Genomic DNA, 14541 nt, shown 5'->3' on the forward strand with positions numbered 1-14541 from the left:
CATTCTGTCTTTGATGCAGCGCAAACCACCCCGGGTGCTTTCCGGGGTTTAATGGGGTGTTGCAATGGCAGGGAGCTCTCAGGGGATGTCGGAATCGGTGGTCTTGAAAAACGGCGAGTGCGAGCAGCGGGAGCCGGAGTGGCATGTGCTTCAGTCCGCGGAAGCAAGACAGGAGCTCAAAGCAAGGGAGCCCCTGTCTGAGGATGAGATTCGCCAGCGCCTGGCCCGCCATGGCCCAAATGCTTTGCCGGAGGCTCGTGCAAAGGGGCCGTGGGCGAGACTGGGACGGCAACTCAAGAATTTCCTGATTTACGTACTGGCAGGGGCCGCCGTAATCACGGCGAGCCTGGGCCACTGGGTGGATGCTGGCGTCATTCTCGCCGTTGTTGTTATCCAGACGCTGGTGGGCTTCATTCAGGAGGGCAAGGCCGAGCAGGCCCTGTCGGCCATTCGCCACATGCTTGCGCCCAAAGCACGGGTCGTGCGGTCCGATGGCCAGCATCAGATAGATGCTGCCAATCTGGTTCCGGGCGATACGGTACTGTTGGAGCCTGGAGACCGGGTGCCCGCCGATCTGCGTCTGGAAAAATCCCACAACCTGAAAATCGATGAGGCCATTCTCACGGGTGAGTCCGAGGCTGTTGATAAATCAACAGGGTCGGTGGCTTCAGATGCTCCGTTGGGGGACCAGTCCGGGATGGCCTTCTCCGGCACCATGGTTGCGACCGGGACCGGCCGTGGCGTTGTGGTTCGAACCGGCGCGCGCACTGAGATCGGTCGAATTTCCGGACTCCTCGCCCAGACCACGACTCTGAAAACCCCCTTATTGGAGCAGATGGACAGGTTCGCCCGAATCCTTTCCATCATCGTGATTGCCGCCGGCATTGCGATTTTTGTTGGCGGAGCTGCATTCAGCGGTCTGCCATTCCGGGAATTGTTTATGGCAGTGGTTGGCCTCACCGTTGCCGCGATACCCGAGGGCTTACCAGCAATTCTCACCATTACCCTGGCCATCGGTGTGCGCCAGATGGCACGCCGGCAGGCCGTGGTTCGTCGTATGCCGGTTATCGAAACCCTGGGCGCGGTGTCGGTCATCTGTTCGGATAAAACCGGTACCCTGACCCGCAACGAAATGATGGTTACCCGGGCAGTCTTGTCTGGTTGCCGGCTGGAGGTGACCGGCGAGGGCTATGATTTCGCGGGTGCGTTGAACGCAGATCAGGGGCAGCCAATAGACTCCACCCTGCTGGACGAACTTGCCAGGGCCGCGGCTCTTTGTAACGACGCCCATGTCCACCATGATTCGGGAAAGGTCAGGATCACTGGCGATCCAATGGAGGCCGCGCTTTCCGTGTTTGCCCGCAAAGCCGGGTTTGATGTTGACGGCAGCGCCGCCGACTGGCCGCGGAAAGATGAGATTCCTTTCGATACCCAGAATCGCTTCATGGCGACGCTGAACCATGACCACCACGGTCATAGCGTGATTTACCTGAAAGGCGCGCCGGAGCGGATCCTGGATATGTGTAACAGCGAGGTTGCCGAATCCGGGGAAACCAGTGAACTGCGCCGGGATTTCTGGGAGCGGGTTATCACCGAGATGGCATCCGATGGTCTCAGAGTGCTGGCCCTGGCCCGGAAGCCCGCAGAACGTGGCATTGGCGAACTGGCCATTGAAGATCTTGAACAGGGTGCAGAACTGCTTGGTCTGGTTGGTTTGCTGGATCCGCCACGGCAGGAGGCCATTCGGGCCATTGCCGAGTGCCACGATGCCGGAATCCGGGTGAAGATGATTACCGGTGATCACGGGATCACGGCAGGCGCTATTGCCCGCAAGCTGGGCCTGAAAAATACCGAACGTGTTCTGACTGGTAAGGAATTGGACCAGTTGGATGATGATCAGCTTCGGGATCTTGTTGGTGAAGTGGATGTCTTTGCCCGGACCAGTCCGGAACACAAATTGAGACTGGTCACTGCGCTCCAGGCCCTGCATGGAGTTGTCGCCATGACCGGAGACGGGGTCAATGACGCACCGGCCCTCAAGCGGGCGGATGTGGGTATTGCCATGGGGGTGAAGGGCTCGGAAGCTGCGAGGGAAGCGTCTTCGGTGGTGTTGCTGGACGACAATTTTGCCAGTATTGCCGCAGCCGTGCGCGAGGGTCGAACTGTTTACACCAATCTTAAAAAAGGCATTGCCTTTGTGCTGCCCATTAACGGTGGGGAGTCTATCAGCCTCGTTACCGCCCTGTTGCTTGGGCTGACCCTGCCCATTTCGGCACTCCAGATTCTCTGGGTAAATATGGTCAGCTCTGTGGTTCTGGCCATGACCCTGGCGTTTGAACCCGCGGAACCCGATGTTATGAAGCATCCGCCAAGGGGGCGGAATGAGTCCCTGCTTCGGGGATTCGTGGTCTGGCGTGTGGTCTTCGTCTCGCTGCTGTTCCTTGTTGGCATTTTCGCTGCCTGGTACTGGGCCATGCATCACCATGGTGATGAGAGCACTGCCCGGACCCTTGCGGTTAACACGCTTGTGGCAATGGAGATGTTTTACCTGTTTGCGGTGCGATACCTGGATTCAGCGTCAATTACCCTGCGAGGGGTGTTGGGTACGCCGATCGTCCTGTTGGCCGTTGCCGCAGTCATTGCATTGCAACTGCTGTTTACTTATGCGCCCTGGTTCAACGAGACCTTCGGCACCCAGGCGCTGAGCTTTGAAATGCTCGGGTTTGCAGCGGCGTCCGGCGTGGTGGTTCTGGTGATTCTCGAAATCGAGACGGTTGTCAGAAGGCGTTTGCTCAGGGCAGGCCCCGGGTAATCACTGCAGGATCGCCCCGGCCCTCCACCGCGGCCAGCTCCGCGCTGGAAAGCCATTCGCCCGGGGGTTTGTCCATAACACTGGCACAGGCGGCCAGGGCATGGCCCCAGGAACAACCGTTGGCAAACAGCATGCCTGCCTCGTTCAATGTGCCGCCGCGGTTGATGTAGCCCAGAACTCGGGCCTGTGATGGTTCCGGAAACAGTGGATAGAGGTGGCCCCGGAAGACCTCCGGCCTCATGTGTGTGAGGGCAACCCGTCTGCGAATGCGGTGGGGGAACAGGCGCTCTCTTTCAAATTCCGACAGGCATACCTGTGCTTCCATGGTGTCCCTTGGCTGGCGGAACCTGCCGGGTTCCTGGATATAGACCAGGCGGAAGGGGGTGCCCGTTTCCCGCAGGCGTTCACACGCCCTAATGGACTCGGATAACTGATAGGCGCCATTAGCCATGAGCAGCAACGGCTCGCCGGCAGAGGTGTCCTCGTCCACCACAAGGGCTCCATGCCTGGCCAGTAGTTCTGCTTCCCGGGTGTCAAAGACACAGGGGCGATCCCGTTTGGGGACCACCATACAGGTAATCTTGCCCCTATCACTGAACACCGATGGTAGCGTTGCCAGGGTGCTGTTGTAGTCCGCCGGAAACAGCACCCGGGACACGTCGTTCATTTCTGCGAGCATGCTTTCGCAAAAGGTGGTGTCCTGGTGGGATTGCTCGTTCTTGCCGTTTTCCCAGGTATGTGAGGTTGCAATAACCGGCAGGCCAAGCCAGCGCGCCGGTCGGCCCACTTCTTTCTGGTGCCGGGCAAAGATCAGTTCCTGGCGAATGGCACCAAGCATCTTTACGCAGAATGCCTCATAGCTGGCGACCAGATTCAGGCCCGCCTTGTTGGCCAGGCAAGCCGATACCACGGCTTCTTCGTTAAGTGCGGTGATGATTTTGCCGTGCACCGACTCCTGATCGTTTTCGGGATCGTTCACGCGGTGCTTCAGATCATGCAGCACTCCGCCGAGACGATTGCTAGCCAGCTCGTCCGGATTGCCTACTCGGGCCCTGAGGCCCGGGTTCTGAGCAACCAGAGCACGGAAGAAATCATCCACGGCCTTCATTGGCGAGGTGCATTCCGGGTTGGCCGGAAGTCGGGGGATCACTGGATCCGGGGGATTGCGGGTCGCGAGGGCATGATCACGCTCAAGTGGGCGTGATTGCCCGGCGTGTTGGTTCAGGTGAGCGATAGCGTTTTGAAGCTGATCCGGAGCCACCCACAATCTGGCGGCATGCTCGTTAAACAGCTCCCTGGCCCGGGCATCCATCCGCGGGTTCCCGGGCAGCGGCAGGTTGTGGGCTGCATTGCTGCTGGCGCCATAAAAACCATAGCCCTTGGTGGTCTCCGCAATGCCATAGGGTACACGAACGGGATAGCCGCTTTCGCCTTGAAGTGCGGCCTCGCCATTGGTGGCGAGCGCCTGCTCCATTTCATAGAGAGCACAGACAAAGGCGGCAGGATCGCGGCCATCAAAACGGAAGGGCACGAAGCCCCTGTGTTCAAGATGCGCTTCAAAACGTTCGAGACCCTCGCGGGTGCCCAGCTCGGTCCGCTGTTCGATGCGCCGTCCGTTGGCAATCATAACCGGCATCACCGCGCCGCAGTCCTCAGCCCGCCACCAGCGGGGAACCCAGTCACTGCCGCGCTGCTCTTCGGCGGCTCCATCAGACAGAAAGGCCACCAGAGACTCACCCGGCAGGGGCATGTGGGCGTATTGCAGCTCGGCAAACCCGAGGTAACCACCTTCGAGAATGCCACCGGCGGTATGCGGATTGACGTGGCTGCCAAGGGGCGCGGCCATGGTACCGTCCGGCTTCTGGCGGTAACTGTAGAAATCGGAAACCAGAGTTGAGAGCCCGTCCGGCCCTCGATAACGCTCCGCCTGTTCCGGATGAAGGTTTCCGGTGAGGACATTCAGGGCGTCCACGGCTGCCACGCAGTGCCCCTGGCCCATCAGCCAGCTTCGTGTGCGTCCGGTCAGATTGTTCAGAGCCAGATAGCCGGCGTAGGCCGGCACCATGTTCAGTGCCCCGCCGGTGTGGCCTTCCGGATTGGTCTTGAAGTCCTGAGGCGCCAGGGGCTGGCCGGAAACATCAACCCGGCGGGCGTAGGTCATGTGGACTACCAGCCAGAGACCGGCACTGGTCAGCCTGTCCAGGTCGGCGAGTTTACGATAGACCGTGGCAGCATCGGGTTGGTGGCCGGCAGCAACCAGGTGCTCTGCCAGTACGCTGACCTGATGTTGCGTGGCTTCACTGTGCTGGATGACGCCATAACCATCGCACCAGCGCCGGAAATCCGGGCAGTCTGAAGCGGCGTGATTAACCGCTGCTGTTTGAATGGGTAATGGCATGAGATGCCTCCATGGCGTCAGTGTGTCCGGGAATTTTAAAACCACCGCTGTGAACTGCCCTTGATGCAGGTCAGTCGAAACTGCATCTTTCTGCAGACTGCTCCAAGCCAAGCGCTCCACCCGCCCGCGTGCAGGCTTGCTCGCCTGCCCGTTGCCGAAAGCCATGGTTTCTGAGAGTCTGTTCGAATAAGCCATCTGATAAGGAGACTCCCATGACGCAAGACAAGAATCAGGACAAGCGCCGGAAATATTCGGCCCCGGTTGTTGATGGCATTGGCAAATCCGCCAGCCGTGCCATGCTTCGGGCCGTCGGGTTTACCGATGAGGATTTCAAAAAGCCCCAGATCGGCATTGCGTCTACATGGAGTAACCTCACGCCCTGCAACATGCACATCAACCAATTGGCCGAAGAATCCGCCGCCGGTGCCGATGAGGCTGGCGGCAAGTCGCTGATCTTCAATACCATTACCATATCGGACGGCATTGCCAATGGTACCGAGGGCATGAAGTATTCCCTGGTGTCCAGGGAGGTGATCGCCGATTCCATCGAGACGGTGGCCGGTTGTGAAGGATTCGATGGCCTGGTGGCGATCGGCGGCTGCGACAAGAACATGCCCGGTTGCATGATGGGCCTGGCGCGTCTGAACCGACCGTCTGTGTTCGTGTATGGCGGGACCATCATGCCTGGCGAGAACCACACCGATATTATTTCCGTGTTTGAGGCTGTGGGTGCCCACGCCCGTGGTGATCTGGATCTGATTGAGGTGAAGCAGATAGAGGAAACCGCGATTCCGGGGCCAGGGTCCTGTGGTGGCATGTATACCGCCAACACCATGGCGTCTGCCATCGAGGCCATGGGCATGAGCCTGCCGGGCAGCTCCGCACAGAACGCAGTGTCGGAGACCAAGGCGGAGGATTGTCGTGGTGCCGGGGCTGCGGTGCTGAACCTGCTGGAGAAAGACATCAAACCCAGCGACATCATGACCCGGAAAGCCTTCGAAAACGCCATTACGGTCGTCATCGCCCTGGGCGGTTCCACCAATGCGGTACTGCATTTGCTGGCCATGGCCAGCACCGTCGGTGTCGATCTGGAGCTGGAAGACTTCGTCGAGATTGGCAAGCGGGTGCCGGTGCTGGCGGATCTGCGCCCGAGCGGCCACTACATGATGTCGGAGCTGGTGGCCATCGGCGGCATCCAGCCGCTGATGAAAATGTTGCTGGACCGCGGGCTGCTGCACGGTGACTGTCTTACGGTAACCGGCCAGACGCTTTCGGAGAACCTGGCTGATGTTGCCCCCTATCCGGAAGGGCAGGACATCATTCACGCCTTTGACAACCCGATCAAGGCGGACAGCCATCTACGGATCCTGTTCGGGAATCTCGCACCAACGGGAGCGGTGGCGAAGATTACCGGCAAGGAAGGCACTCACTTTACCGGCCGTGCCCGGGTATTCCATTCGGAAGAAGAAGCCCAGGAGCGGATTCTCGACGGCACGGTGGTGGCCGGCGATGTGCTGGTCATCCGCTACGAAGGCCCCAAAGGCGGACCGGGCATGCGGGAGATGCTGAGCCCCACCTCCGCGATTATGGGTAAGGGCCTGGGCAGCGATGTCGCGTTGATTACCGATGGCCGGTTTTCAGGGGGCAGCCACGGTTTCGTGGTTGGCCATATCACACCGGAAGCGGCCGAGGGCGGACCGATTGCGCTGGTCGAGGATGGCGACACCATTACCATTGATGCCGTCAGTAACCGGATTGAGCTGGATGTCTCGGATCAGGAACTGGAACGTCGTCGGCAGGCCTGGCAGGCTCCACCACCCCGTTTCACCCGAGGCACGCTGGCGAAGTATTCGCGAACCGTAAGTTCTGCCTCGAAAGGGGCAGTGACCGATCTGCCCTGATCTGATTGGAGCTCAGGTCTTCAGCTGTTCTGGCTTGCCCCAGTAGTATCCCTGGCCATACAGGCCGGGGAACTGCTGTAGCCAGGCGGCGATAGCTTCCTCCTCCACACCTTCGACCACGACATCCAGGTCCAGTGCCTCACCCAGGTCAAGCGCCGCTCGGAATATTCGCTGTCGGGCGGGTTGGGTGAGTATGTCGCTGAGAAAACTCCGGTCGATTTTTAACTCGTCCAGCTCGAACGTGGCAAGGGTTCCCAGCGACGAGTGCCCGGTTCCAAAATCATCGACGGCAATTCTGAAGCCACTTTGGCTCAGGGTCCGAATGACCTCCTGTGCCAAGGCTGTGTCAGCCATCATTGCTGTTTCGGTAATCTCCAGAATCAGGTCGGAAGGTTGTGCCCCATGGTGTTGCACAATAGCCTTCACCTTTTCAAGAAAGTCCGGATAGGTGAGATCGTTTGCAGAAATATTGACCGCAACGGCAATGTGGCCCCCGTGACGGGCCTTCAGGGCGCTCATATCTTCACAGACCCGGTCGACCACCCAGAGCGTAACGTGGTGAACCATCCCGACCTGTTCGGCTAACGGGATCCATCGATCCGGAGCAACCGTGCCGAAGTCCGGGTGTTGCCATCGGATCAGGGCTTCCAATGAAGCGATACGTGCGTCCTGTATTCGCACGGTTGGTTGGTATTCCAGCCAAATGCAGCCATTACCCAATGCCTCTTCGATATCCAGCATCAGCATTTGCTGCTGGTACTGCAAGTCTGCGATAGCCGGATCGTAAACCGTGAGGGGCTGATGCGTATCCAGGGCAGCAAAGCCAGCTGATGAAAGGATTTCTGACGCGTCGACCCCATGCTCCGGAGCATGAGCGATACCCACGGAAGGGCTCCAGGATAGCGAGAATCGGCCTTCGCGGAAGTTCTCTCCCAACCAGTTCATCAGTGCTTTCAGATTTTCCGGGTAAGTGTCCGGAGCATCGCTGTGGTAAAAGGCGAAGGCATGATTGCTGGTGTCAATGCTGGCGAGTGCATAGCCGTCAATCATGATCAACTGATCACCCATTATCCGTTTCAGGAATCCGTCGAGCTCCCACAGATAACTTCTGAGCAGATCCTCTGCCGTCCGATAGCCGAGGGCCTGCTCGATTTCGTTAAACCGGGTCAATTGAATCATGGCGACGGTGTAGGGCTGTTGTTGGCTATCAAGCTGATCCAATGACTCCTCAAGCATGGCCCGATTGGGTTTGCCGGTAACACTGTGGGTTTTGAGGAGTTGTTTGTAATTTTGTTCAACGTGAGATCGCAGCGTTTGTTCCTGGCGGGCCCGAATATCGGAAGCCAGCCTTTTTTTGCGCTCTTCCAATATCTGACGGCCAATGCCGCTGGTCAGTATCAGAGATGCGGCCGCTGCACCGATAAAGAATGCGGAATCGGTAAAGCTGTTCACCGGGGCCCAGCCGACAGTCCGTGCCGCCGAGATAACTGTACCCAGAAGAATGCAGAGCAGAGATAACGCAAAGTAGCGGGCATACACCTCGTGTCGGGCCTGCTTGAGAGTCAGGGCCAGAATCATTGAGCCACCGGTCAGGGCCAGTATCAGGAAGGAGTCCTGACCGACCAACGGAAGCCGCAATGGCATGGCCAGCAAATGTAAAAGGCCGAGCACACTCGTCGCATTCAGTAGCAGTCTCGGGAGTTTAGAGACCTGGATAAAGTTTGGCGTGATTTGGCAAAGTGAGATGAGGCAAAGGCAGAGGCTGATGTTCAGTAATGCGTTTACTTGCGGGAAGTCTGGCCAAATCAGCCAGAGCCCGAAGCCCTCCATGACAAGCTGCACGTGAATAACGGATAGCGTGAGAACGCCCAGCCAGGCCAGCCCGGGGAGCCTGAATTTCATCATAAAGCTGAGGTTCAGCAGCAGTGCAAAGACGAGGAGGCCAGTGATGAACGCCTTCCAGGTCATGGTACCTGCGATGCTGCTTACAACATTGTTCGGTTCCAGAATGCTGATGGGCAGCAGCGTGGGGCCGGCATTCTGAACCTCGAACAATAGTGTGGTCGTGCCCGCTGGTAATGAAACTGGCCAGATCCACGGTGGTAGCGAAATCAGCCGGTTACCGAACGGGTAAAGGTCTCCCATTACACGAAGCCGCTGGAAAACGCCGTTTTCATCGAGAATGGCGGGCCTGAGCCGGTCGATGTAGGGCGCGGATACAAGCGCCCACTGTTCGGTGTTTGTGGTTCCGGGGTTTTCCACCGTCACCTTGAAGGTGACGGGTCCGTTGTAATAGCCAATGCCGGAGTTCTCTGACGGGGCCGCTTGCCAGTTTTTCTGCCGCCAGTTTTCGTCGTCTATAATCTGTTCCAGAGGGGCAACCAGGTAGTCGATCTGCACAATGCGGGAGGACTGGGACGTTGACTCGGGCGAGTCGACTTGCGACAGCGGGGAAAGCGGATTTTCAGGCACATGGAGGAGGCTGGCGAGCAGACCGTATGCCATAGCAGCCATAAGAAACAGGAATGGCAGCCACCGTCGAAAAGGTGTCAGCCCGGATTGGGCTCTGAGTTGTGACAGCACGGCTTTTTCAGTCTGATGTGTGCTGTCATCCATATGAAGCGACGGTCCCACTAAGTAGTGTTTTCTGACTCGATGAATCAGGCAGAATTTTAATGGTTTTTCAGCTCACTTGCATTTGCTATGTGAAATTGGCGCAAGAAACTTTTCACCTGATCAAACAAGGCATTCGCTGGTATAGTTAGCCCTGATCATCATATCTGTAGAAGCCTGTTTCCGGACCGGTAGCGCGATGCATGAATAAATCACAGGATCTGTACAAATGAGACTCGCCGGCTTTTCCCCTTTCGTGATCTTGATGTTGCTCTGGCTGCCTGGATCACTTATGGCCCATCAAACGGGGGGCGAATCCCAAAAGCGGGACGCAGAAACAGACAGTGGGCCCAGGCTCGCTTCGGTGAATGCCGCGGTTGCCGTGGCTGGTGATAACGAGCTGATTTTCGGCAAGAATGCCGACCGGTCCGTACCCATTGCCTCTGTTACCAAAGTCATGACCGCGCTGGTCGTGCTGGAATCCGGCGAGCCGCTGGATGAATGGCTGACTTTTCATGAGCGGCATACGCCCGCCGCCGCCAACGCTTACAGTCGGATTCGCATCGACTCGGAGATGCGTCGTAAAGATGTACTGCGCATTGCGTTGATGTCCTCCGAAAACTTTGCCGCGTACACCCTTGCCCGCAACTATCCGGGCGGATTCGATGCCTTTATTGAGGCGATGAACGCCAAGGCCGCGGCCCTGGGAATGACCGGCACCCGGTTTGTTGATCCGACCGGGCTGTCGTCGGAGAATCTCTCAACCGCCGCGGATCTTGTGAAGCTTGTAAACGCTGCGGCTGACTATCCGGAAATCCAGGAATACTCCACCACCGGTTATTTCCGTGGGCAGTTCCGGCAGCCCCGTTACAGCCTGTCGTTCGGGAATACCAATGCCCTGGTGCATCGGGATAGCTGGGGGGTGGCCCTCAGCAAGACCGGCTACCTCTCCGAGGCCGGTCGCTGCCTGGTGATGATCTCAAAGATGAACGGCAAAGAGGTGGTGACCGTGCTGCTGGATTCCCTCGGTACCCGCTCGCCGATGGGCGATGCCGGACGGATAAAACGCTGGCTTGATACCGGAGCCAGGGGCTCGGTGGCCGCTGCCGCACGGCGCTACGAACAGGAAAAGAACGCGTCTTACGCGACCGCTGGTAACAGTACGGTCAGTGTGAACTGACACTGAAAGGAATCCCGTTATGATCCAGATCTTCACTACCGGTGGCACCATCGACAAGGTCTACTTCGATGCCAACAGCGAGTTCGAGGTAGGGCACAGCCTGATGCCGGAGCTGCTGTCTGAATCCAACATCCACGAGGGCTATCGCCTGCGGGAACTGCTGCGCAAGGACAGCCTTGAGATGACCGATGATGATCGCCAGCAGGTACTGGCGGCGGCCAGTGAATGCGATTGTGGCCGAATCATTATCACCCACGGCACGGATACCATGGCCGATACTGCGGCGGTGCTGTCCAGCCTGAAGGACAAGACCATCGTATTGACCGGCGCCATGCAGCCGGCCCGAATGCGCCGAACCGATGCGGTATTCAATGTTGGGTTTGCCTGGGCTGCGGTGCAGCTGCTGCCGCCGGGTGTGTATATCGCGATGAATGGTGAGATGTTCGAGGCTGGTGCAGTGCGCAAGAATCTCAAGGCGCAGCGTTTCGAGCGCACCTGAATGTCACGCCAGGCTGTCTCTTTCCTCGGCGGTCAGTTCCCGGTATTCGCCGGGCATTAGCGCATCATCCAGTTCGACCTGCCCGATACGGACACGATGAAGGGCTTCAACGTGGTTGCCAACGGCTGCTACCATGCGCTTGACCTGATGATAGCGCCCCTCCGAAATTGTCAGCTCAATGACCCTGGCGTCCACAATCTTTACCCGGGCTGGTCGCGTTGGCCTGGGATCATTATTCAGATCTACACCATGCTCCAGTTGCTTTGCCGCCGCTTCGCTCAGTGGTTCGTTCAGGGTTACCCGGTAAGTCTTGGGGCAGTCGGTTCGCGGTGAGGTGACCCGGTGGGACCACTGGCCATCTGTGGTCAGTAACAGCAGGCCGGTTGTGTCTGCATCCAGGCGCCCGGCAATATGGAGATGTCGGGTCATGTCTGCGGGCAACAGGTCCAGCGCTGTCGGATGGTCGCTGTCGGTCGTCGCGCTCACCACGCCTGTTGGCTTGTTCATCATCAGGTAGCGCTCGCCCGGGAGAATCAGAAGGGTGCCTGACAAGGCCACCCGTTCATCCCCGGCCAACCGGGTGTTGGCGCCCTTGCAGATTTGCTCATTGATCGTTACTTCCCCGCGGCCGATGGCCCGCTTGGCCTCTTTTCGGGAGAGCTCGGTGCTGTTGGCAATAAACTGGTCCAGTCGCATGGTATTCAGCAGCGTTGTCCCGGTGCCGGGGAGCTCAGACTGGCCAGGCAAAGCACCGGCGTTTCGCCAATCATTCGGGACCAGAGCAGCCCCAGGGCTTCGGTGCTTACCGGTGGGCGTGGGGTCCGAAAGCTCGCCGTGGGGTCGATGCCGCTGCCATTGCGGGTCGCCAGAACAAAGGTAAACGGGTGCGCGCCGGGGATGCCCAGCCGGATATCGGTGGCCGTGATGCGGTCGCCGGCCTGGTCGTAATCCAGGAAGCCACGGGTGAACCATTCGAGGCGCCGGGCCTCGGGCAGGTCCGAGACTTCGCTCGCCAGCTCCGGGCGGCGTGGAAAGTATTCAAGATTCAGAGGCGCATCGCCATCCAGAAAGCCGGTAACAATTTCTACCCGCTGATTACCCTGCATAGCCGTCGCCCGCCATAGCAGGGTGTTGAATGGCATGGGCTGAACCAGCAGGTCGGGGTTTTCCAGGCCGGCTTCCGCAAGCGCGGGTTGTACTCGCTGTGTCATCATTTGCTGGGCCAGAACACTCCAGCCCAGGTACAGGGTGGACAGTGCCAGTCCCGCAAGTAACGCCGTTTTGGCGGGCGGCCGGATCAGAAAAAACAGGCAGCCGGCCAGCAGGGGCAGGGTGTACAGCGGGTCGATGATAAAAATGCTGCTGATGGCCACGGGCGGCCCGATGGGCCAGAACAGCTGGGTGCCATAGGTTGTGAAGGCGTCCAGCAACGGATGGGTAATCAGGATCAGCCCCGTCAGGGCGAGCCACCGCTGAAAACTCAGTTGAGGTTTCCATCGCCAGAGTAGCCAGGCAAGGGCCACTGCAAGAGGGGCCAGAACGAACAACGAATGGCTGAATCCACGGTGCTGAGTGAAGTTGGCCACCGCGGTGCCGTAATCGATCACCACGTCAAGATCCGGCAGAGTACCCAGGACAGCGCCTGTGAAAAGGACCGAGCGGCCAAGAGTCTTGCCGGCTAAGGCGCCCGCCAGGGAGGCGCCCAGGGCGGCCTGGGTGAGTGAATCCATGTCAGATCAGTCTCGCATCAAAACGGTGTCCTGCAGTAGTAGGCCGCCGGTTCCCTGGTGGATCACTGTCCTGCAGGTATTTCCAGCGCCGCCAGCACCGATTCACCGGGGTAGCCATCAGCCACCAGGTTGTTGGCAGCCTGGAACTGACGGATGGCAGACCGCGTTGCTGGACCCATGATGCCATCGGGGTTGCCTGGCTCATACCCCCGTTGCTGCAGGGCTTTCTGGAGGTTGATTATGTTGGCGCGGGACAGCGCCGGCGCGTCTTCGGGCGGCGGATTTTGCAGTTTGCCCGCGCCGGCAATCCGGTCAGCCAGATGACCAACCGCAATGGCGTAGAACTCGGAACGGTTCCAGCCCATGATCACTCGGAAGTTGTGATAGGCAAGAAACGCCGGCCCGCGGTGTCCTGCCGGCACCACGAGGGCGGCATTAATCGGTTCGCGGGCCAGAGGCTTGCCGAAGGCATCCGTAATGTCCATTTCGCGCCACTGCGCCAGCGGCAAACGACGACCGTCCGCAAGGGAATAGTCAAAATCCTCGGGTAAAAGGACCTCGCGGCCCCAACGGTAGTCGCCGTCCCAGTTCATGGATTCGAGAAACCGGCCCGCAGACATCATGGCATCCGGCAGGCTGTTCCACAGATCCCTGCGGCCATCTCCATCGGCATCCACCGCGTGTTTCAGAAAAACGGTTGGCATGAACTGAACGTGGCCCATGGCTCCGGCCCAGGAACCTTCCATCTGGTCAGCCGGTATGGCGCCCTCATCAATAATGCGCAGGGCCGCTATGAGCTGTTCGGTAAAAAAGGTACTGCGACGGGGATCGCAGGCGAGGGTTGTCAGGGAGCTGGGTACCGGCATCTTGCCGAAATAGCTGCCAAAATTGGTTTCCAGGCCCCAGAAGGCCACCAAATAAGGCGCCGGAACGCCGGTTTGCCGGGTGACTCTGGCCAGCAGATCCCGATGTTCCTGCAACAGTTCGCGGCCCTTGCTGACCCGGGCTTCGTTAACCCGCCGATTCAGGTAGTCGGCAAAGGTAGTAGTGAATTCCGGTTGCCGCCGGTCCAGTTCAATCACCCGCGCCAGATGCTGAACCCCGGACATTACCTCATCGGCGGTCTTGCTGCTGACCCCGGCGGCAATGGCCTGTTCCTGAAGCCGGGCCTTGCATTCGGCAAACCCCGCCGGCTCAGCCTCAGCGTTGTCCTGGGCCATGGCCGGCAGTGACAGAAATGACAGAAAACCGGAAAACAATAAGCCGCGGGTAAGGCCGCCCTGGCGAAGAATCCTTGCAGGTTTGGTCAGCACACAAAACCTCTATCAGGCTGATGATCGTGGAGTATCCTGAGGCCATGGTAGCGCGTTTTCCGGCCGGAGAAACACTGTCCTGGCCCCCGTGGAGT

At 58.9% G+C, this 14541-nt stretch carries 9 protein-coding genes; 4 read left to right on the forward strand and 5 right to left on the reverse strand.

Translation table 11 applies throughout. The features are described from left to right. The first annotated feature begins 85 nt into the window (after positions 1 to 85). Positions 86 to 2812: a cation-translocating P-type ATPase gene (locus ACWJ62_RS09885; protein WP_449286175.1), complete on the forward strand. Its 2727-nt coding sequence runs from the start codon at positions 86 to 88 to the stop codon at positions 2810 to 2812. Here ACWJ62_RS09885 and ACWJ62_RS09890 read toward each other — a convergent pair. Continuing rightward, positions 2793 to 5210 (reverse strand): phosphoketolase family protein, encoded by a 2418-nt coding sequence (locus ACWJ62_RS09890; protein WP_449286022.1) that lies wholly within the window; start codon positions 5208 to 5210, stop codon positions 2793 to 2795. The genes ACWJ62_RS09885 and ACWJ62_RS09890 overlap by 20 nt on opposite strands. 212 nt (positions 5211 to 5422) lie before the next feature. On the opposite strand from ACWJ62_RS09890, the gene ilvD reads away from it, so the two are divergent. Next, positions 5423 to 7111, forward strand: a complete 1689-nt coding sequence (gene ilvD, locus ACWJ62_RS09895; protein WP_449286023.1) for a dihydroxy-acid dehydratase — start codon at positions 5423 to 5425, stop codon at positions 7109 to 7111. Positions 7112 to 7123: 12 nt separating this feature from the next. On the opposite strand, the gene ACWJ62_RS09900 is transcribed toward ilvD, so the two are convergent. Next, positions 7124 to 9727: an EAL domain-containing protein gene (locus tag ACWJ62_RS09900; protein WP_449286024.1), complete on the reverse strand. Its 2604-nt coding sequence runs from the start codon at positions 9725 to 9727 to the stop codon at positions 7124 to 7126. A 262-nt stretch (positions 9728 to 9989) separates the two neighbouring features. Between ACWJ62_RS09900 and pbpG the strand changes: the two genes are divergently transcribed. After that, the gene (gene pbpG, locus ACWJ62_RS09905) at positions 9990 to 10904 is read left to right on the forward strand and encodes a D-alanyl-D-alanine endopeptidase (RefSeq protein WP_449286176.1); all 915 of its coding nucleotides are present in this window, start codon (positions 9990 to 9992) and stop codon (positions 10902 to 10904) included. Between the two features lie 19 nt (positions 10905 to 10923). Next, positions 10924 to 11403, forward strand: a complete 480-nt coding sequence (locus ACWJ62_RS09910) for an asparaginase domain-containing protein (protein ID WP_449286025.1) — start codon at positions 10924 to 10926, stop codon at positions 11401 to 11403. A 3-nt stretch (positions 11404 to 11406) separates the two neighbouring features. Here ACWJ62_RS09910 and rsuA read toward each other — a convergent pair whose 3' ends face one another. The 3 genes from rsuA to ACWJ62_RS09925 all read right to left on the reverse strand — a co-directional run bounded on the left by rsuA (position 11407) and on the right by ACWJ62_RS09925 (position 14446). Continuing rightward, on the reverse strand, positions 11407 to 12099 hold the full coding sequence (rsuA, locus tag ACWJ62_RS09915) for a 16S rRNA pseudouridine(516) synthase RsuA (protein ID WP_449286026.1): 693 nt from the start codon (positions 12097 to 12099) through the stop codon (positions 11407 to 11409). A gap of 5 nt (positions 12100 to 12104) precedes the next feature. Continuing rightward, positions 12105 to 13133, reverse strand: coding sequence for a metal-dependent hydrolase (locus ACWJ62_RS09920; RefSeq protein WP_449286027.1), 1029 nt, complete (start codon positions 13131 to 13133; stop codon positions 12105 to 12107). Between the two features lie 62 nt (positions 13134 to 13195). Further along, complete coding sequence (locus ACWJ62_RS09925; RefSeq protein ID WP_449286028.1) at positions 13196 to 14446, reverse strand: lytic murein transglycosylase; 1251 nt, start codon at positions 14444 to 14446, stop codon at positions 13196 to 13198. Positions 14447 to 14541 lie beyond the last annotated feature (95 nt).

It is taken from the genome of Marinobacter sp. PE14, assembly GCF_053566155.1.

Coding starts and splice junctions, on each gene's coding strand:
- ACWJ62_RS09885 (WP_449286175.1), top strand. CDS start 86: ATGTCGGAATCGGTGGTCTTGAAAAACGGCGAGTGCGAGCAGCGGGAG.
- ACWJ62_RS09890 (WP_449286022.1), bottom strand. CDS start 5,210: ATGCCATTACCCATTCAAACAGCAGCGGTTAATCACGCCGCTTCAGAC.
- ilvD (WP_449286023.1), top strand. CDS start 5,423: ATGACGCAAGACAAGAATCAGGACAAGCGCCGGAAATATTCGGCCCCG.
- ACWJ62_RS09900 (WP_449286024.1), bottom strand. CDS start 9,727: ATGGATGACAGCACACATCAGACTGAAAAAGCCGTGCTGTCACAACTC.
- pbpG (WP_449286176.1), top strand. CDS start 9,990: ATGTTGCTCTGGCTGCCTGGATCACTTATGGCCCATCAAACGGGGGGC.
- ACWJ62_RS09910 (WP_449286025.1), top strand. CDS start 10,924: ATGATCCAGATCTTCACTACCGGTGGCACCATCGACAAGGTCTACTTC.
- rsuA (WP_449286026.1), bottom strand. CDS start 12,099: ATGCGACTGGACCAGTTTATTGCCAACAGCACCGAGCTCTCCCGAAAA.
- ACWJ62_RS09920 (WP_449286027.1), bottom strand. CDS start 13,133: ATGGATTCACTCACCCAGGCCGCCCTGGGCGCCTCCCTGGCGGGCGCC.